Consider the following 19,866-nt stretch of genomic DNA (forward strand, 5'->3'; position numbering starts at 1 on the left):
AGGTATCCGGACAGTGGTAATGCAGGAGGCGGCTCTTAGAAAGGAAAGATCCGAGAAGAGCATGGATTCCATTCTAAAGGCCGCCTTCAGAGTGATAGCAAGGGAATCGATATCCGGCACGAGCACCTCCAAGATTGCGGCCGAAGCAGGGGTATCGAAACCGCTCCTTCATTACCACTTCAATACGAAAGAGAAGATACTTGAGAACGTGCTCCAGCACGAAGTTCTCGAAAAGCTTCTCGAAATCCCGCTTGAGAATGCCAATAAAAATCTCTCCGCGTGGGGGGAGATTGAGGGGATATTCAAAAGACACAAGCAGGCAATAACCGGGGACCCGGACCTGCTGGTTGTTTTTTACGATTTCTGGGTGCAGGGGGTTAAGTATCCGGAAATAAGAAAGATCATTATCCAGCGTTTCGACGCTTTCAGGGGGTATGTGGGTCAGCTCGTGAGCGAAGGGATGGGGCGCGGCGAATTTACTTCGGACAAGGCGTACACGCTTCCACCCGTGCTTCTGAGCTTTCTGGAAGGGGCGTCGCTTCAGCTAATCTCGGATCCAAACGCGTTCAATTACGACCTCTATCAGTACATGGCGCTCGATATGATCTCCCACATGACGGGGCGAAAGGATGTATAGAATCAAGTCGGGATAATTATTCCAGCCTGTTTACGGCTCGCTTAGAACCTATCCGGTAGCTACTGCTATGGCAGGCTGTCTGGCGATATCTATCAGTCGGTAAGGATGTACCTGAACGGATTTACCGGAACGCCGTTTAGCAGTACCTCGTAATGAACATGTGGTCCTGTTGAACGCCCGGTGCTCCCTACCCTTGCGATCAGTTGTCCGCGCTTTACCCTGTCCCCTCGTTTCGCGAGGTTTACTGCGTTGTGGCTGTAGCGGGATATGATTCCGTACCCGTGATCGATCTCAATGGTATTTCCATAGCCGCTGTCGCGCTTCGACTCAATGACTACTCCGTTGGCTGTTGCTATGATATCTGCGTTCAGCTGGGTGGCTATATCAAGACCTTCATGAAGCTCGCGTAAACCTGTGAATGGTGAGACTCTGTATCCAAAACCGCTGGTTACCCAGCCTTTCGAAGGCCAAATGGATGGCGTTGAGGTTAGAAGCGAAGATTGGTCCTTGAAGAAGGCGTCAAGCTCGTGAAGACTGATCTCCTGTTTTGTTGCCACCTGGCCGAGGTGGTCAAGATCCTCGTTCATCTTGTTTAGAACTGATGCGCTGTACTTTCCGCTCTCTTCACTGAAGCTGGTTGCGTTCTGGTCGTTTGGTCCGCCGATTCCGAACGTATCATGGGTTTCGGTTCCCGATTCCAGAGCGGTAATTATCCTCAGTTTTTTATCGAACTTCTCCAGGCGGGCGACCTGCTTTTCGAATTCGTCGATCTTCAGTGAAAATTTCTGTATCTCCCTCTTTTGACGGAGAGCAACCTGCCTTAACTCTTCCAGCTCCCCCATTTCAAGGTTGATCGCCAACATGGTGTAGGAGAAGTAACCGAAAATGGAAGCGCCTATAAGAGCCAGCGCAAATACCCCCTTGATAACATTTCTGGGAATTGTAAACCTGAACATCTGGCCGGCAAGGTCGGCCATAAGAATTACCGTGTATTTTTCCGCCAAGAAACGCTTAAAATAAGTCTTCCTCATATTACCTTTCAAAACCCCTAAGAGATTCTAAATCAATATATTGCATCTTCTGTATCACTACTGTACAAGTATACCAAAATTCCATGTTTCGCGAACTTCAGCGAGCATTGTACCTTACTAATCAATACAATTATAGCAAAAATAAAAAAATTGCGCTAATTCTCGAGGTCGGAGGGCAAATCGCAATTTTGCCTAACTACCTCCCCTTATAGAGTCAAAAACGGGAGGGGTGGTTCCCTTTTGCGCCGGCATTTGACGTTATAAAAGAGAGGATTTCCTTTTCGAGGATTACCCAATCGTCCGCTCTCGAACGCTTCATGCTTAAATCAGTTACATACAGCTGGTGGAGGAACCTGACCAAAAGAGGGTAGGGGTACGATTTATGGGTTCCCCAATACTTTTTCAAGGGCCAGGAATTTTTCAAGCCATACTTTTTTGCGGTTTCGTCGATCGACAGGCCTTCCCTTGAGCCGTCTTTGCAGAAAAGGATGAGGCGGAATTCACGCGCAACCATCGGGAGCACCATAAGGTTGCTTTCCCCCTGGAGCTTCAGGGACTTTAGCGATTCGAGCGCTTTTTGCGCGTTGCCTCCTATAACAGAATCGGTAAGTTGCCATATGTTTTCCTTCTTGGGAAAGCTCATGCAATCTTCCAGATCGGCGAGGGAGACCTCCCGTTTATCCCCCATGTAGGTGACCAGTTTTTCAAGTTCCGGGAGAAGGTTCGTGAAGTTGGAAGAGAAGCGCTCAATCACATATCCCCTTGCCTGGGGAGAGAATGCCAGCCCTGTCTCCTTCAGCTTTTCCTCTATTATCGACGTTCGGTCCTTCTCTGCCGTTTCAAAACAGATCTCAAAGGATTTTTCCTTCAGGCTCTTCCAGAATTTCAGCCTTAGGTCGACCTTGACAGGGCGAAGCACCAGGATGACGTCAGGCGACGGCTTTTCCAGATACGCGAGGATCGCGTTCTGTTCATCTTCTGGAAGCTTGTATTCACCGCTACCACCTCCCGGCCCGGAGAGAGCGAAGTTAAAGGCATAAACCCCCCTTGTGCCGCCGAAGAAGGAGACTGTTTTTATATCAGATAAAAAAGAGTGGAATCCTGTTTCAGCAAGATCGTATGCGGTCCAGGCGACCTCCTCGCTTCCCGAAACTTTTTCCACATATCGTCTTACGATATCTATCGCCGCCTTAAGCCTGTTGTTTTCGGAACCGTGGAAAAGGTAGACGTTTGACGGTTTACCCTCTTTCAGGGATTGTTCAAGAAGTTTTTCCGGTGACGCCGCGAACTTACTGGCCAAGGGCAAGTCTGTCTATAAGGTACTTCGGGAGTTCGAACTTTTTCATTTTTTTCTGCACCTTCTCGATGTTGTATTCCACCCGTCGGTACTCGATTGATTCGGTTTTTGTGTCGTATATGATGTAGCACGGTTCAGGATTGGAATCCCGCGGCTGGCCGACGCTACCTGCGTTCACTATGTATTTCCTGTTTTTCTCTACCGTCTTGTACATGTCCTTTATCGGCAGGATGTTGATTTCATCTATAAATTCGACTATCAAGGGCTGATGGGAATGGCCTATGAAGCATACTTCCTTTTCAAGGGTATGGTAGTTCTCGTGCGCGTCCTGAAGGCTTGTCAGGTAATTCCAGTTGTCCGGCTCAAAAGGGGTGGAGTGGGCGATCTGGAAGTCATCTAGTACCTTCGACGATTCAAGCTCCTTAAGAAACTCGATATTATCTTTCGTAAGCTCCTTGATGGTCCATTCCATTGAGGCTTTGGCGTATACGTTGAAGTATGCCGGACTCATTTTGCCAGCGGCAGCGGCGTCGTGGTTCCCCCCCAGGATAACGTCCGCATTGGTTTTCAAAAGGTCGATGCATTCGTTTGGATTCGGTCCGTATCCTACAATGTCCCCAAGAAATATCCGGGAGTCGACTTTCTGCCTTTTGATATCTGCCAGGACCGCTTCAAACGCTTCAAGGTTTGAATGGATGTCCGAATAAACCGCATATCTCATACTCAGTTTTTCCTGCCTCAGTTGAGTTCTTTTTCAATACGTACTTCTACCTGAATTTTCCCTAAAATTCCATTGATAAATGAGGCCGCCTCGTCCCCCGCGTACTCCCTGGAGACCTCGATAGCCTCGTTTATTATTACCGCAGTAGGGACATCTTTGCACTCTAAAAGCTCAAATATCGCGATGCGAAGTATGTTTTTTTCCATATAGGAAAGCCTTTCGATCTTCCAGTTCCGGCTCGCCTCGTTTATGAGGTTGTCTATCCTCTCGCTGTGCATCTTTACCCCTGAAACGAGGCCAAGGGTGTACTCCTTCAGTTTTTTTGAGCCTTTGTGACTGCTCCAGAACTCGTTGAACGCAGTATCGGAGTCATCGGGATTTTCCCTGAATTCCAGTGCGTAGAGTATTTTTAAAGCGGCTTCTCTGCCCGATCTGCGAAGTCCCATTCAGAACTCTCCGTCGGGAGTAAAGAGTTTGTGCCGGCGGGAGGATGGTGTCATTGCTCTTCTGATTGGCAAAGCGGGATATTCTTTCTGGAGAGGCATCCGGTCAAGAGACGATATTTAGGCAAATCAAAGCTTATGCCTGTTCAGGCCGATCATCTCAAGGGCGGAAAGGGCGGCATCCCAGCCCCTGTTCCCTGCCTTGCTTCCGGCACGTTCGATAGCCTGCTCAAGCGTTTCAGCGGTGACAACGCCATACAGTACAGGCACCCCGGAAGAGAGCGCCACGGAAGAGACCCCCTTGGTAACCTCGGCAGAGATGAATTCGTAATGTTTGGTCGCTCCGCGGATGATGGCCCCAATGCAGATCACCGCGTCGAATTTTTTGGAATCGGCCATTTTTTTCGCGGCAAACGGGATCTCGAACGCACCCGGAACCCGGACAAGGGTGATATCGTCGTCCGAGACCCCGTGGCGGAGAAGGCAGTCGCGCGCCCCTCCGATAAGTTTTTCGTTTATAAAGTCGTTAAAACGGCTGGCAACGATCGCTATCTTGCTCCCTTTGCCTTCAAGATTCCCTTCAATAAGGTTCATTTCTCTTTCCTCTCCGATTTATAGATAATGCTGAAAGCCTGAAATTCGTTTCAGCCTTTTTTGACGTTAAAAAGATGTCCCATCTTCTGCTGTTTCGTTGTCATGTATTTCAGGTTATGTTCCCTCGGTTCGATTTCGAGCGGAACCCGTTCAACGATTTTCAATCCGTACCCTTCGAGGCCGATGATCTTCTTCGGATTGTTCGTAAGGAGTTTCATGCTGGTAATTCCGAGAGAGGCGATTATCTGTGCGCCAATTCCGTAATCCCTCAAGTCAGCCTTGAAGCCGAGTTTTGTATTGGCTTCAACCGTGTCGTCCCCTTCGTCCTGGAGCGCATACGCCCTCAATTTGTTTATCAATCCTATTCCCCGCCCCTCCTGGAAGAGGTAGATTATCGCGCCGGTCCCTGCCGAAGCTATCTGCTTCATCGCCGCATCGAGCTGTTCTCCGCAGTCGCACCGCTGAGAGTGGAATACATCCCCCGTGAGGCATTGGGAATGAACCCTTACCAGCGTGTCGGCGCCAGGTTTTATATCCCCCATCACAAGAGCGACATGGACAGAGTTGTCTATTTTGTTTTCAAAGCCGAATATTTTGAAGGTTCCGAATTTGGTTGGGAGTTCGGCCTCGCTCACTTTCTCGATGAGCGACTCCTTTTTCATCCTGTAATTGATTATGTCCTTCACAGTTACGAGTTTCAGATTGTGTTTTTCGCCGAATTTTTCAAGATCCGGCAAGCGAGCCATAGTGCCGTCATCTTTCATCACTTCGCAGATCACGGCCGCCGGGGCGAGGCCGGCTATCTTTGCCAGGTCGATCGAACCTTCGGTCTGTCCTGTCCTTACAAGGACACCCCCCTTTCTGGCGCGGAGCGGAAATACATGCCCCGGGCTTACCAGATCTTCAGGTTTTGCATCCGGGTTTACTGCCGCGAGTATAGTTCTTGCCCTGTCGGCGGCGGAGATACCTGTTGTTACTCCAACGCGCGCTTCAATGGAAACAGTGAAGGCGGTAGAGAAGGGGGATTTGTTTTTAGTAACCATAGGTTCAAGGCGCAGTGAATCGGCTTTCTCCTGGGTGAGGGCAAGACAGATAAGGCCCCTTGCGTGGGTTGCCATGAAATTAACTATCTCGGGGGTGACTTTTTCGGCGGCGCATACGATGTCACCTTCATTTTCCCTGTCCTCATCGTCAAGGAGGATTATCATATTCCCCTTGGCCAGTTCCTCAGCCGCTTCCGTTACTTTACAAAATGCCATGATTCATTATGCCTTACAGGAAACCTTTTTCAGATAAAGTTTTTAGATTCAACCCTTTATTAGCGTCAGGGTTACTTTCTCCTTTTGATATTAACAGCTTTTCCGTATATTTGGCAATCACATCACATTCAATGTTTACCGGGTCGCCCGGGTGGAGCTGTTCAAGCGAGGTGATATGAAGGGTATGCGGTATCACGGCAATAGTAATTTTCCGGCCCAGAACACGGGCCGCGGTGAGGGAAATGCCGTTGATGGAAATGGAGCCTTTATCGACAATGTATCTTTCAAGCCCGCTTGGGACCTCGAAATCCATCTCTATGTTTTCGCCGATGGTTTTTTTATCAATAAATCGTCCAACGCCGTCGACATGCCCCTGTACGAAGTGTCCCCCCAGCCTGTCTGTTGGGCGGAGCGCCTTTTCGAGGTTCACCACCGAGCCGGCTCTGTATTTTCCGGTGATCGCGCGGTCGAGCGTCTCCCTGCTTACGTCGAAGTTGCCGCTGTTTTCACCTTTCCTGGTGACGGTAAGGCAAACTCCGTCCACGGCAATTGATTCTCCCAGCTTGACGTCTTTCCAGAAAGAGCTCTCCGCTTCTATGACAAGGGTGGCGGCACCACCGGAGTGTGCCACGGATTTAACGGTTCCTTTAACTTCAATAATACCTGTAAACATTATTTCCCTACATCTCCTTCAATAAGGAGGTTATCACCGAAATCGGTCTTTTTCACGTTGAGTATTTTCAAGGCGCCTGTCATGTCGCTTTTCCTTTTGGATTGAAGAAGCGTGTACTTGTCGGATCCGCCAAGAATGATCGGCGCGTAGAATATCGCTACCCTGTCGACAAGTTCCTGTGTGAGGGCGTCGGTATAGAGTTCGCTCCCCCCTTCGAGGAGGATCGTGACTATCTCTCTTTTGGCAAGTTCCTTCATCAGCGATTTAAGGCTTACCCTGTTCTCCTTTTGCGGGAGGCGGAGGATGTCGGCGCCGCTCCCTTCAAGCTGTTTCGCCCTCGATTCTGGGGCGTCCGATGAAGTGGCAACGATGATTTTTCCGCCCAAGGAGTGGAATATCCGCGCGTCGACAGGTGTTTTCAGATTGGTGTCGACGACGATCCTTATCGGCTGTTTTCCATTTTTCTTTCTTGGCCTCACGTTCAGCTGTGGATCGTCCCTGATGATGGTGTTCAAGCCGACCATTATCGCATCGGACTGTTCACGCAAAAGGTGGACATACTCCCTGCTCTGTTCGTTTGATATCCATTTTGATTCTCCGCTGGAGGAAGCGATCCTTCCATCGAGGGAGCATGCGGCCTTCATGATTACATACGGCAGTTTTTGCGAGATGAACTTTTCAAAAGGGGCATTGAGCAGTTTTGCCTCCTTTTGCAAAAGTCCTTCAAGGACAGTTATCCCCGCCTTTTTAAGAGCGGCGATCCCTTTTCCTGAAACCAGCGGATTCGGATCCCGCATGGAAAGGACAACCTTTTTTATGCCGGCTTCAATTATCGCTTCTGTGCAAGGTCCGGTTTTTCCGGTGTGACAGCAAGGCTCAAGGTTTACATACAGCGCCGAGCCTTTGGCGTTTCCCTTTGCCTTCTTCAGTGCGACTATCTCGGCGTGGTCGGTTCCGGCCTTTTCATGGAAACCTTCGGCGATTATCTTCCCCGCCTTCACTATCACCGCTCCGACCAGGGGATTAGGGCTGGTCTTCCCCCTGGCCATTTCAGCCAGGGTCAACGCCCTCTCCATAAACTGAGACTTCATGTTGAGCCGGAAAGTCTCTTGCCGGAATTTCCTTTCCCAACTATCGCCGCCTGCGCCGCCGCAAGCCTGGCTATCGGAATGCGGTATGGCGAACAGCTGACGTAATTGATGCCGAGATTGTTGCAGAAGGTAACCGACTGTGGGTCTCCGCCGTGCTCGCCGCAGATACCGATTTTCAGGCCGGGTCTGGCCTTTCTCCCTTTCGTAAGGCCCATTTCCATCAGGCTTCCCACACCTTCCTCATCGATACTTACAAAAGGATCGTGAGGGAGGATTTTCTTGTCCACATATTCCGGCAGGAAGCTTCCCGCGTCGTCACGGCTCAGGCCAAGCGTTGTCTGGGTCAGATCGTTTGTACCGAACGAGAAGAATTCCGCGTGTTTGGCAATTTTATCGGCAACGATCGCCGCGCGCGGAAGCTCTATCATGGTCCCCACGACAACAGGGATCTTTATCTTCTTGGCCTTTTGAACTTCGGCAGCGGTATCGATGACCATCTGTCTGCAAAGTTCGATCTCCTTCTCAGTTCCAACAAGCGGAATCATGACCTCCGGCTTGGCCTTAACTCCACGCTTTAAAAGTTCCGCTGTCGCTTCGTATATCGCCTGCACCTGCATATGGTAGATGTCCATATAGGTGATTCCCAGCCGGCACCCTCGGTGCCCAAGCATGGGATTTGCCTCTGAGAGTCTTGTAATACGTTTCTCTACGTCGGCGACATGTATCTTCATATCGTGGGCAACCCCTTCGATGGCATGTCTGGTCTTGGGCAGGAACTCATGCAGTGGCGGGTCGAGAAGCCTGATGGTAACAGGCAACCCTTCCATAGCCTGCAGTATTCCGATGAAATCCTTTTTCTGCATCGGCAAAAGTTTTTTCAGCGCTTTAGCTCTCTCAGTCACGGAATCGGCGATGATCATTTCCCGGACCGCTAGTATCCTGTCCTTTGCAAAAAACATATGTTCCGTCCGGCAAAGCCCGATCCCTTTCGCGCCGAAACCGCGCGCAAGTTTTGCGTCATCAGGGGTGTCGGCGTTTGCCCTTACCTCAAGGGTTCTAAAGGTGTCGGCCCACGTCATCAGGGTTTTGAAATCGCCTGAAAGGGAGGGTGATATTACTTCCGCTTTACCGAGAATAACGCGCCCGGATGAACCATCAAGCGTGAGCCAATCCCCTCTGTGGACAGCGGTGGTTCCGACAGTGAAGGTGTCTTTATCCTCGGCTATCTTTATCTCTCCAACGCCGGATATGCAGCATTTGCCCATCCCTCGCGCCACGACGGCGGCGTGGGAGGTCATACCGCCATGAACCGTGAGTATACCTTTTGAAACCGCCATGCCGGAGAGGTCTTCCGGTGAAGTTTCGTACCTGACAAGTATCGGCGGTTCCCCCTGGTCGGCCAGCCTTCTTGCGGCGGCGGAGGAAAAGACCACTTTCCCAACAGCCGCTCCGGGCGATGCCGGAAGGCCTTTCGCTATCACTGGAAGTTTCGTTTTCGGATCGAGGGTTTTATGAAGGAGCTGTTCTATCTGAACAGGCTCCAAGCGCATGACAGCCTCTTTTTTACTTATCTTCTTTTCCTTTACGAGGTCAACGGCGATCCTTACCGCCGAGGCGGCAGTACGTTTCCCGATTCGCGCCTGCAACATGTACAGCTTTTTGTTCTGAACGGTAAATTCCAGGTCGAGCATATCCCTGTAGTGGTTTTCCAGTTTTTTCGCAAGGGTGATAAGCTCTTTTGCCGCCTCGGGAAAAACTTTTTTCATGCCGTCAATCGAAAGGGGGGTTCTAATTCCGGCGACAACATCCTCTCCCTGCGCGTTTACGAGGAACTCGCCGAAGAAGCGGTTCTCGCCGGTGGACGGATCGCGCGTAAATGCCACGCCCGTGCCTGAATCATTTCCGATGTTTCCAAACACCATCGACTGAACGTTCACGGCTGTTCCCCATGTTTCGGGGATCCCGTAAAGCTTGCGGTAGTCGCTCGCGCGCTGTGTGTTCCAGGAATTAAATACCGCGTTTATCGCCATCTCCAACTGGGAAGCGGGATTTTGCGGAAACTCTTTCCCTGTTTTGGCTTTGACTATCTTTTTATAGCTTTCGCAAAGACCGCGTAGGTCCGAATCGGTGAGGTCGGTATCGAGCTTTGCTTTTTTATGCTTTTTCAGCGCGGTTAGCTCCTTTTCGAAGTTCGAGGAGCCGACTCCCAGCACGACATTGGAGAACATCTGGATAAAGCGCCGATATGAATCGTATACAAATCTTTCGTTACCGGTAAGTTTTATCATCGACCTGATAGTTGCGTCGTTCATACCGAGATTGAGTACCGTATCCATCATCCCGGGCATGGATGCCCTCGCGCCGGACCTTACGGAAAGGAGGAGCGGTTTTTCGCCCGAGCCGAATTTCGAAGCCATGCTCTTTTCGAGGAGCGCGAGATTTTTGGAAATTTCTCCCTTGAGGCCGGGAGCCCATTTGCGTTTGTTCTTGAAATAGAAGACACATGCTTCGGTGGAAATGGTAAAACCCGGGGGAACAGGGAGGCCGAGATTGCACATCTCCGCAAGATTTGCCCCTTTCCCGCCAAGAAGATTTTTCATTCCGGCATTGCCTTGAGCCTTGCCGGGACCGAAGAAATAGACGAATTTCCTGGATGCCATCTTTAAACTCCTGCTCCTTAAGCTGAAAAAACCAACCTCGAAAAGTCAGCTATCCTCTCAAATAGAATTACAACTCGCCTGAGAAGGGATAGCCTGTTTTGCCTAATTATATCATTTTCAACCATCACCATTACGGAATCAAAAAACGCGTCAAGAGACGGTCTTATCGACGCGATCTCCTGCAATACCGCGCTGAAGTTCTTTGCGTCGATAAGCGGCTTCAGCTTCTTTTCACACCCTATCAAGGCTTCATAGAGTCTCTTTTCGGTCTCTTCCTCGAGAAGGGATTCATCTATCTTGTGCGCCTTGTGCTTCTCAACGATGTTCGCGGCGCGCTTGAAAGTTATTGAGAGCGATTCGCTGTACTCTTCCTTTTTCATTTCGGCAAGAGCGGTCGCGCGTTTCAGGGTGTCGGGGAGGTTGGTGAAGTCCGCCTCCACCACGGCATCGACTACGTCGTAGGGGATAGCCATCCCTGAAAACTCCGATTTGAGCCTTCCTTTGAAAAAGGAGAGGATGTCGGCTCCCAACTGGCCGGGATCCTTGACGGTTCCTGGGGGGAGCGTATTCAGGGCGATCTCGGTAATGCGTTGTATAGAAAGAGTGTCGTCACCGTCGAGCAGGATCCTGATGATGCCGAGCGCGTGCCGGCGGAGAGAGAAGGGGTCCTCCGAGCCAGACGGTATCTTGCCGAGCGCGAAGAAGCCGCAAATCGTGTCTATCTTGTCTGCGAGGGCCACGCATACGGCGATATCATTCGACGGCAGGGTGTCACCTGAAAAGCGTGGTTTATAATGTTCGTCGATAGCGATGGCGATCTCCCTGTCAATACCTTCGGCCAGGGCGTATTCCCGTCCCATGATCCCCTGTAGCTCCGTGAATTCGAAAACCATGGAGGTCATAAGATCGGATTTGCAGAGCCTGGAAGCTGTTTCTACTTCTGCTTTCTTTGCGGGAGAGATTATTTCCGATATTTCTTGCGCGACCGAGGCTATTCTTGAAACCTTGTCGGCGATTGTTCCAAGGCCTTTCTGGAACGTGACGCCGGCGAGATCCCTGGAAAAATCGGAAAGCGTCTTCTTCCTGTCTTCATCGAAGAAGAATCTCGCGTCGCTTAACCTTGCGGAGAGCACCCTTTCGAAACCCCTTCTTATTACCGAGATATCCTCGCAGTCGATATTGCTGAAAGCGACGAAATGGTTTGTTATCTTTCCGGAGGGATCTTCCATGCTGAAATATTTCTGATGGTATTTCATCACTGTTATGAGGAGCTCACGCGGAAGGTCGAGGTAGCTTTTGTCGAATGTTCCGGCGACCGCCACAGGAAACTCTGTGATGTACCCGATGGTGTTTGCGAGTTCGTCGTCCTTTATGACCCTGTTGCCAGTGTCTTTTTCAACTTTTGCAAGTCCCTGAAGTATCTTTTCCTTTCTTCTTTCAGGTGAAACGATTACGGAGGCTTTTTCAAGCTCATTGAGATATGAATCGGGATTCTTTATTTCAATCCTGCCATCGTGAAGAAATCTGTGACCGAAAGTCGATCTCCCTGATGAGAGGGAGTCCAGGTTGAACTCTATGAGATTGTCTCCAAGGATCGAAATGATGGAGCGTATGGGGCGTGCGAAACGGGTATTGTAATCCCCCCAGCGCATTGTCTTCGGAAAGCCAAGAGATGTGATGATCTCAGGAAGGAGGCTTTTAAGGATATCCGAAGATGAACCGCCCCCTTCCTCTATGTCTAAATAGAGATAGTCCCCTTTCGGAGTAGGCTCTGTTTTAATATCTTTAGGATCTTTGCCGAATTTTTTCGCAAATCCAAGCGCGGCTCCTGCCGGTTTCCCGTCCTTATCGAATCCTGCCTTTGCTGGCGGACCCATTACCTTCCTTGTAACTCTCTCTTGCATTTCCGGGAGGCCCGATACGAAGAGCGCGAGGCGCCTCGGAGTGCCGACGGTTTCTATCGCGGTGAAAGGGAGATGCGCCGTCTTTAATTTTTCAGAAGCGATCTCCTTTAATTTTTCAACCGCAGGCTGGATGAATGAGGCGGGAATTTCTTCAGTTCCAATCTCGAGAAGCAGCTTTTTCATAGTCCATGATAATACATCAACACTGTCCGTCAGGCACCTTGTTTTGGAGTAATTATGCGCTTTTTTTTCTTATAGGGGGCGAAGTTTGACTTTGGGGGTATTTGAAGAGAGCGTAAGCAAAAAAAAAGGGGGGATGAAGATCATCCCCCCTTGAAGATCAACTGTACTGACCAGTTATTCTATCAGGCTCCTGTTTCCGCAGGTGAAGCCCCTGTTTTCACAGAGACCATCGTAGCCGTAGTGACAGTTAGCACAGGTTTTCGGATTCAGCGGGTGCCCCTCTTCAGCAGAGTTGATCGGGGTGCTGTCAGCCATCAGAATGGCGTTGAAAATCGGCTTTCCGTCCTTGTGGTCGGTTGTGAAAGCAACACCGAGCTTAGGAAGAAGAAGAATAGCTGTTCTTCCGTCCGGATAGTCGGTGCCTTTGTTGTCATAGATATCCTTTACAGCAGGATTGATAAGGCTCTTGTAGTGGCCTGGATCAAGCGCGCAGTATGTGTCAACGGTATCCTGGAGTATCTGGTCAAGGCCGAGCTGAAGAACGTTTGTTCCGCAGTTAGGGAACTGTCCGACAACACCTTTCTCCCAGTCTTTCCAGTATTCAACCGGACCGATTGGCTTTGCCTTTGGAGCTTCTGCGCTACCACCTTTATCACCGCCGCCCTTTGTGCAGGCAACGCTGAGAGTTAGTAACGCCACAACGGCAATACTTAATGTTAGAAACCTTTTCATTAAAAAACCCCCTTAGTTAAAAAAAAATGGAAAAATACGTAACGTTGTTAAACGGTCTGCAATAAGTTGTATATCCTCCCCTAAACAAGAAACATTTTAGTCACTCTTTTGGGCTCTGTCTATCCCCAATGCAAAAAAGAGGGAATAGCTATAGACCCTCACGTTTAGAGATGAATCTACAAAATTTCGTAACCATTTGTCAATAACATTTCGATATTTTATTAACAAAACGTTTGTATTTGCGATTGCAATATCTGGAGAAATTCAGTTAGAATGATTTTTGAAAGCGCCGGAAAATTGTTTTTTATTCAGTCCTTTATGATTGAAAAACATATACATACAGGCGAATAAAAGCTGAGAACGGCACTGGAGATTGAGGAATTGCTGGAAAATCCGGCGGGAGTGTACAGAGGCGGGAGCCTCTTGGATTTCATTCAAATTCTGAAATTTGAGAATTGACGCGTTGCATGAACAACATCGGCGTCCATTTCTGCTGATGGTATAAAAAGGAGTGGGCAATGATACACCGGGAGCATGATGATATTTTGAAAAAGTATATTGCGCCGATATTGGGCGTTTTCTCCATGTTGATATTCTCTCCGCATACAGCATTGGCGACAACGGACGGAAAGGCCCTCTACAAGAAAAACTGCGCCATGTGTCATCACATCGACAGGATAGGGCATACTGCTCCTCCGCTCTTCCCGGACTACATTTCAAAAAACAACAAACCGTCCAAGAGCAATCCGCTGAGGCTGGAAGAGGTCATAAGGGACGGATTGCCGGCGACGCAGATGCCCGGATTTGGAAAAAAGCTGTCCAATGATGAAATAAAAATGGTCGCGGAGCATATTCTCCTCCCCGCAGGCGAGGTGCATTGGAGCGCCAAGGATATTACGAAAAGCCTGAAGAAATTGAAACCTGGCAAGGGGGGAAAGGTCACGGCGCAAAAAGAGAATATTACGCTTGTTATGGAGAAAGGGAAGAACAGCCTGGCGCTTCTGGATGGAAACGATCTTTCGGAGATATCAAGATTCTATGTTGGCGATGTGCATGGCGGTCCGAAATTCTCATATAAGCTTGACAAGATATACGCCGCCGCCCGCAATGGGCTGATAACAAAATACGATATCCCTACGCTTACGACAGAATTGACCGTTCGCGCGGGGATATACCTCAGGTCGCTGGCGGTTTCATTCGACGACAGGATAATTGCCGTTGCCAACAACCTCCCGCGCAATATTGTCTTTTTCAGCGCGAAGGATATGAAACCTGTTCACACGCTGGAGACCCCCGGCAGTATCGGCGGATTCTATTCCATTGCAGGCCTCGACAAGTTCATCTGTTCTTTCCGCGACATACCCGAACTCTGGATGATAGAGAGCAAAGGTGATTTCAAGGTAAGCAAATACAAACTGCCGCAACCGTTTGAGGATTTTTCGATAAGCCCCATGGGGAATCTGATACTCGGGACTAAGAGAGGCGGCGATGAACTATATATATATGATTACAATTCATTCAAACTCCTTGCCACTATTCCAACGGACGGATTGCCGCACCTCGCTTCGGCAACCTTCTGGCAAAAAGGGGGAGAGCTGTTTGCCGGTGTGAACCATATATTGAAGCCCAAGCTGACTGTATTGTCCCTCACGAACCTAAAGGTGGTGGCTGAGGTGCCTCTTTCGTCGCCGGGATTTTTCGTGCGCACGCATTTCGCAACCGAATGGCTCTGGGTGGATACCTATGGAGAAGAGATAGTATTGGTCGCCAAGGATGATCTGAAAAAAACGAAAATATTAAAACCGCATCCTGGCAAGAATGTTTTGCACATCGAATTTACCCGGGAGGGGGAGTATGCCCTGATAACGGTTTTGGGCGAAGATGGCGAAGTTGTGGCATACAACACGAAAACGCTGGAGATAACGAAAAGACTCCCCTTTAATGATGCGATGGGGAAATATAACGCGACCAACAAGACGTATCCGCTCTATTCGATGAGCGACAGGGGCGCTGACGTGAAAGGGAAGGATGTTTATGACAAATACTGCATGGGTTGCCACCATCAGACACTTGAGGCCTTTGCTCCATCTTTTTCGGAAATAGCTTCCAAAAGAACGGCGGGCGAGATCAAGACCCATATCGCCTCCCCGAAAATAAGCGCCACCAGATTGGGTTATAATAAAAGCTCAATGAGCAAGATAAAACTATCGTCCAATGAACTTAATGACATAGTTGATTATGTATTGAGTTTCAAGGGCATTGGCGGATAGGGGGAGCGATGTTCAGGCTTACGACAAATCTTAAAAGGTTGAAGAATGGACAGCCGGTAGCTAAAAGGACCGGGCCGAGAACAGACGTGGCCCCAATGGTTATCTGGAATCTGACGCGCACCTGCAACCTCGAATGTGTGCATTGCTATGCCTCTTCAAAACAGAGGGACTACACGGGGGAAGTCACTACCGAACAGGCCTTTGACGTCCTTGAGCAATTAAAGGAAGCACGGTGCAACACGCTGGTGCTTTCCGGCGGCGAGCCTCTCTACAGGGAGGATCTTTTCAAAATTGCACAGCGTGCCAAGGAGCTTGGCTTCTACCTCGCGCTTTCCAGCAACGGAACGATGATAGAGGAGAAAGAGGCTGAATTGCTCAAAACATCCGGATTCGACTATATCGGGGTGAGCCTTGACGGAATAGGGGCTCTTCACGACAAGTTCAGAAGGATGGACGGCGCATTTGACCTTGCTTTGCGAGGGCTGAAACTCTGCAGGGACAAGGGGCTGAGGACAGGAGTGAGATTCACCCTTACTAAAATGAACCAGGCCGATCTTCCGAGGATGTTTGAACTTGTAGAAAAAAACAGGATAGACAAGATTTACATATCCCATCTTGTTTTCTCGGGCAGGGGCATTGAGAACAGCTGTGAAGCGCTTGAGCCGGAGCGGACAAGGGAAGCTGTTGCCATGGTGATTGAAAAGGCGCTCTATTATGTGGAAAACAACATTCCTATTGAGGTGGTAACAGGGAACAACGATGCTGACGCGGTTTTCTTCTTCATGGAGTACACCGCAAAAAATCCGGCGAACGGCGAGAAGCTTTTAACGATGCTGGAAAATTGGGGGGGGAACAACGCCGGGCTTGGCGTGGCGAATATTGACCCTCTGGGAGAAGTTCATCCTGACCCGCTTATGAGCGGAGTGAAGCTTGGAAACATAAAGAATGAGCGGTTTGGCAAAATATGGTATCAAAGCGAGAATCCCGTTTTAAACCGTCTTAGAGAGAGACCCCGCCCGCTTCTTGGCAGGTGCGGAAAATGCGAATGGATAAAGATATGCGGCGGTAATTCCCGCACAAGGTCCGAGCGTGCGGCCGGGGATCTGATGGCAAGTGATCCTGCATGCTACCTGACGGACGAAGAGATATTTCAGCAGGCTACAGGAATCAGCACTTCATGCAACTGTTAAGGGTCCTGGCGGCATTAATCCTGCTCGCCACTCAGCCTTTCACCGCCTCCGCGGGTGAGTGGGGCACCGGCGCCCTTATGGTGGTGATAGAGAGAGAGACCGGGTCGGTAGCTGTAATAGATTCCGCTAACGACCATAAATTCCTGGGAAGAGTTGAGGGCCTTGGCGTGCTTCACCACGCGTCCATAGTCTTTTCCCGCGACGGCAGGTATGCCTATGTCGTGAGCCGCGATTCCATTCTGAGCAAGATCGACCTTATAAATTTGAAGGTCGCCGCGCAGGTCAAGACGGGTGAAAGCGCCGTTGGTCTCGCGCTTTCGCAGGACGGCAAATTTATCGCCATAAGCAACTACAAGCCGGGGAACATTGTTATCGTTTCGGACGAGACATTCAAGATAGCAAAGACGATCAATGCTGATAAATCGAAAACGGTAGGGATGGTAGACGCACCGGACGACATGTTTATCGTCTCGCTCATGGACGCGAATGCCATTTGGATAATAGATGCCGGCAAGAAGGATTTTCCGGTCGTGAAGAAGTTTACCGATATTGGAGAGAAACCGTACGATGCTCTCCTTACCCCTGACGGAAGGTATTACATGGCAGGGCTGTTTCATTCGCCGTGGGTGACAATGATCGATCTGTGGAACCCGGAAAAAATAACAAAGATCCCGTTGCCTGTACCGAAAGGGATGGAGGACAAGCCTCCGGTTCTGAAGATACCCCATCTTGAGGGGTGGATAATGGCGGAAGACAAGCTCTTCGCTCCCGTGGTGGGGGGATCAGGTCTGGCGGTAATCGACCGGGAAACATGGACGTCCAAGCGGTTCATCGAGACCCTGGCCCATCCCATTTTCGCCATGGCACGTCCAGATATGCAGCAGATATGGACAAACTACGTCATGGGTGATTTTCACGACAAGGTTGAGGTAATCGACGTCAAGACTGAGAAAGTTATTAAAACCCTGACCCCCGGGAACAAGATATTTCATATGCACTTTACGCCGAAAGGGAGGGAGATATATATCTCTTCCAACGGCGACAACAAGGTACTCGTCTACGATACCAAGAACTTCAAGAAGATAAAGGAGATACCTGTAAAAAACCCATCAGGGGTATTTTGCAGTTCCAGACTTTCCCAGTTTGGATTGTAATATACGGTTTACCTGCAAGCCGTTCGTGTCTGTAAATGAAGAGTAAGGATTAAGTGGGAACATGTTGCTGAACAATATCAAGGAAGATTCAAAAATTCTGATAGTGGATGACATGGAGGATAACATCTATATCCTCGAAGGTATCCTCCAGGAAGCGGGATATAGATCCTTTAAAAGCACGACAGATTCGCGCAAAGTTATTTCGATATATGCTGAATACCAGCCGGATCTTGTTTTGCTCGATCTGGAAATGCCGTACTTTACCGGATTTGAAGTTATGAGAATGCTAAAGGAGGTCGAACACGACTCTTACATACCAGTCATCGTTCTCACGGCCAGGTCGGAGCGGGAGACGAGAATAAAGGCGCTGGAAGCTGGCGCGAGGGATTTCGTAGTAAAGCCGTTTGACGAAGTTGAGGTCGAGACAAGGATCAGGAATCAGCTTGAAGTGCGGCTTCTGCACAATCAGATAAAAAACCAGAATGTAATTCTGGAAGATAAGGTAAAGGAGCGCACCAGGGAGCTTGCGCATACACGTCGGGAAGTCATTTATCGCCTCGGTATCGCGGCTGAATTCAGGGATAACGAAACCGGTGATCACATTCTTCGGATGAGCAAAATGTGCGAGAAGCTGGCGCTTGGGATTGGTTTAGGGAAAGAGAGGGCAGACCTGATGTTGAACGGAAGCCCCATGCACGATATCGGGAAGATAGGGATACCCGATTCCATACTGTTGAAGCCGGGTGCGCTCAACGATGAAGAGTGGGTTGTGATGAAAAAACATACCGAAATTGGGGAGCAGATACTAAGCGGAGATACATCATCGCTTCTCACAACTGCAAGAATCATCGCCATTTCGCATCATGAGAAGTGGGACGGGACAGGCTATCCCAAGGGATTAAAGGGGGACGCGATACCTATCGAAGGGAGGATAGCGGCGATAGCTGATGTTTTCGACGCCCTTACATCCCAGCGTCCTTACAAGGAACCCTGGAGTATTGAGGACGCCGTTAAGGAGATCAACAGCAAAAGCGGAAAGCACTTCGACCCCGCGCTTATAGAAGTTTTCAACAAAATAATTCCCGAGTTTGCCGAGATAAAGGAAAAGCACAAGTAAGGCCGACCACTTTCGCTATCACAATCGCACCGGCAGGCATAGCGGTTTGCTGTTTCAAATTTCGGCGGTTTTTGGTTTCAACCCTGATAACATGTAGCGTATGAACAAGAAGTTGAGCGAACTATCGGGAATAATGCGACGCCTGCGGGAGGAGAACGGCTGTCCATGGGACAGGGAGCAGACCCACGACTCCTTGAAGTCATATCTTATCGAGGAGGCGTATGAAGTCCTGGAGGCCATCGAGTCGGGAGAGGATCACGCGCTGAAGGAAGAGCTGGGCGACCTCCTGTTTCAGGTTGTTTTCCATTCGCAAATAGCAAACGAGGGTGGTCGGTTTTCGCTGGAAGACGTTATTGAGAATGTAAGTGAAAAGATGATCCGAAGGCACCCGCATGTTTTCGGCGATGAGAAAGCGGACAACTCCGGCGAAGTGCTCAACAGGTGGGAGGACATCAAGGGGAAGGAAAAGAACAGGGAGTCGATGCTTGAAGGCATTCCAAGGTCCCTGCCATCCCTGATAAGGGCAAAAAGACTTCAAGAGCGCGCCGCCAGGGTGGGATTCGATTGGCCAAATGCTGAAAAGGTATGGGAAAAGGTCGAGGAGGAGTGGAGAGAACTGCAGGAAGCAAGGGCGTCCAACGACAAGGAGAACATTGAAGAGGAGATGGGCGATTTGATGATCGCATTGGTCAACCTCGGCCGGTTTCTGGATATTGATGGCGATACAGCGCTGGGAAAGGCGAATGAGAAATTCATCCGCCGCTTCACGGCAATTGAGCGCGAATTCAAGGAGAAAAAAATAGACATCCATAAGGCATCACTCGATGAAATGGAAGAGATATGGGTTCGCGAACGGGAGAAAGAGAAGAGTTAGCAAAATATTCTGCATCTCTTTATCTGAAGTGGAGGT

Annotated in this window: 17 protein-coding genes; 6 read left to right on the forward strand and 11 right to left on the reverse strand. The window is 49.6% G+C overall.

Going from position 1 to position 19,866, the window contains the following annotated elements; all coding sequences use genetic code 11:
- Nucleotides 1-19: 19 nt before the first annotated feature.
- Nucleotides 20-637: a TetR/AcrR family transcriptional regulator gene (locus OEY64_01325; protein ID MDH5541582.1), complete on the forward strand. Its 618-nt coding sequence runs from the start codon at nt 20-22 to the stop codon at nt 635-637.
- Nucleotides 638-729: 92 nt separating this feature from the next.
- Here the strand turns inward: OEY64_01325 and OEY64_01330 are convergent, their stop codons facing one another.
- The 11 genes from OEY64_01330 to OEY64_01380 all read right to left on the reverse strand — a co-directional run bounded on the left by OEY64_01330 (nt 730) and on the right by OEY64_01380 (nt 13,225).
- The gene (locus OEY64_01330; protein MDH5541583.1) at nt 730-1,224 is read right to left on the reverse strand and encodes a M23 family metallopeptidase; all 495 of its coding nucleotides are present in this window, start codon (nt 1,222-1,224) and stop codon (nt 730-732) included.
- Between the two features lie 658 nt (nt 1,225-1,882).
- Nucleotides 1,883-2,968, reverse strand: a complete 1,086-nt coding sequence (holA, locus tag OEY64_01335; protein ID MDH5541584.1) for a DNA polymerase III subunit delta — start codon at nt 2,966-2,968, stop codon at nt 1,883-1,885.
- On the reverse strand, nt 2,958-3,686 hold the full coding sequence (locus OEY64_01340; GenBank protein MDH5541585.1) for a metallophosphatase family protein: 729 nt from the start codon (nt 3,684-3,686) through the stop codon (nt 2,958-2,960). Before OEY64_01340 ends, holA begins: the two co-directional genes overlap by 11 nt.
- A gap of 17 nt (nt 3,687-3,703) precedes the next feature.
- Nucleotides 3,704-4,132 (reverse strand): transcription antitermination factor NusB, encoded by a 429-nt coding sequence (gene nusB / locus OEY64_01345; GenBank protein ID MDH5541586.1) that lies wholly within the window; start codon nt 4,130-4,132, stop codon nt 3,704-3,706.
- 126 nt (nt 4,133-4,258) lie between these two features.
- Entirely contained in the window at nt 4,259-4,723 is a 465-nt protein-coding gene (ribE, locus tag OEY64_01350; GenBank protein ID MDH5541587.1) for a 6,7-dimethyl-8-ribityllumazine synthase, read from the reverse strand.
- Between the two features lie 50 nt (nt 4,724-4,773).
- A complete protein-coding gene (locus tag OEY64_01355; GenBank protein ID MDH5541588.1) occupies nt 4,774-5,982 on the reverse strand; it encodes a bifunctional 3,4-dihydroxy-2-butanone-4-phosphate synthase/GTP cyclohydrolase II in 1,209 nt (402 codons plus the stop codon).
- Between the two features lie 13 nt (nt 5,983-5,995).
- A complete protein-coding gene (locus OEY64_01360; protein MDH5541589.1) occupies nt 5,996-6,655 on the reverse strand; it encodes a riboflavin synthase in 660 nt (219 codons plus the stop codon).
- Nucleotides 6,655-7,746 (reverse strand): bifunctional diaminohydroxyphosphoribosylaminopyrimidine deaminase/5-amino-6-(5-phosphoribosylamino)uracil reductase RibD, encoded by a 1,092-nt coding sequence (gene ribD / locus OEY64_01365; protein MDH5541590.1) that lies wholly within the window; start codon nt 7,744-7,746, stop codon nt 6,655-6,657. Before ribD ends, OEY64_01360 begins: the two co-directional genes overlap by 1 nt.
- A complete protein-coding gene (gene ppdK, locus OEY64_01370; protein ID MDH5541591.1) occupies nt 7,743-10,406 on the reverse strand; it encodes a pyruvate, phosphate dikinase in 2,664 nt (887 codons plus the stop codon). Before ppdK ends, ribD begins: the two co-directional genes overlap by 4 nt.
- A gap of 17 nt (nt 10,407-10,423) precedes the next feature.
- Nucleotides 10,424-12,493, reverse strand: coding sequence for a glycine--tRNA ligase subunit beta (glyS, locus tag OEY64_01375; GenBank protein MDH5541592.1), 2,070 nt, complete (start codon nt 12,491-12,493; stop codon nt 10,424-10,426).
- Between the two features lie 174 nt (nt 12,494-12,667).
- Nucleotides 12,668-13,225, reverse strand: coding sequence for a hypothetical protein (locus OEY64_01380; protein ID MDH5541593.1), 558 nt, complete (start codon nt 13,223-13,225; stop codon nt 12,668-12,670).
- 545 nt (nt 13,226-13,770) lie between these two features.
- Between OEY64_01380 and OEY64_01385 the strand changes: the two genes are divergently transcribed.
- The 5 genes from OEY64_01385 to mazG all read left to right on the forward strand — a co-directional run bounded on the left by OEY64_01385 (nt 13,771) and on the right by mazG (nt 19,830).
- The gene (locus OEY64_01385) at nt 13,771-15,495 is read left to right on the forward strand and encodes a c-type cytochrome (GenBank protein ID MDH5541594.1); all 1,725 of its coding nucleotides are present in this window, start codon (nt 13,771-13,773) and stop codon (nt 15,493-15,495) included.
- 8 nt (nt 15,496-15,503) lie between these two features.
- Nucleotides 15,504-16,685, forward strand: a complete 1,182-nt coding sequence (locus OEY64_01390) for a radical SAM protein (GenBank protein MDH5541595.1) — start codon at nt 15,504-15,506, stop codon at nt 16,683-16,685.
- A complete protein-coding gene (locus tag OEY64_01395) occupies nt 16,673-17,839 on the forward strand; it encodes a protein nirF (protein ID MDH5541596.1) in 1,167 nt (388 codons plus the stop codon). The genes OEY64_01390 and OEY64_01395 overlap by 13 nt, the downstream gene beginning before the upstream one ends.
- A 61-nt stretch (nt 17,840-17,900) precedes the next feature.
- Nucleotides 17,901-18,956, forward strand: a complete 1,056-nt coding sequence (locus OEY64_01400) for a response regulator (protein MDH5541597.1) — start codon at nt 17,901-17,903, stop codon at nt 18,954-18,956.
- Between the two features lie 100 nt (nt 18,957-19,056).
- Nucleotides 19,057-19,830 (forward strand): nucleoside triphosphate pyrophosphohydrolase, encoded by a 774-nt coding sequence (gene mazG, locus OEY64_01405; GenBank protein ID MDH5541598.1) that lies wholly within the window; start codon nt 19,057-19,059, stop codon nt 19,828-19,830.
- The last annotated feature ends 36 nt before the right edge of the window (nt 19,831-19,866 follow it).

The organism is Nitrospinota bacterium (genome assembly GCA_029881495.1).
Lineage (GTDB): Bacteria > Nitrospinota_A > UBA7883 > JACRGQ01 > JACRGQ01 > JAOUMJ01.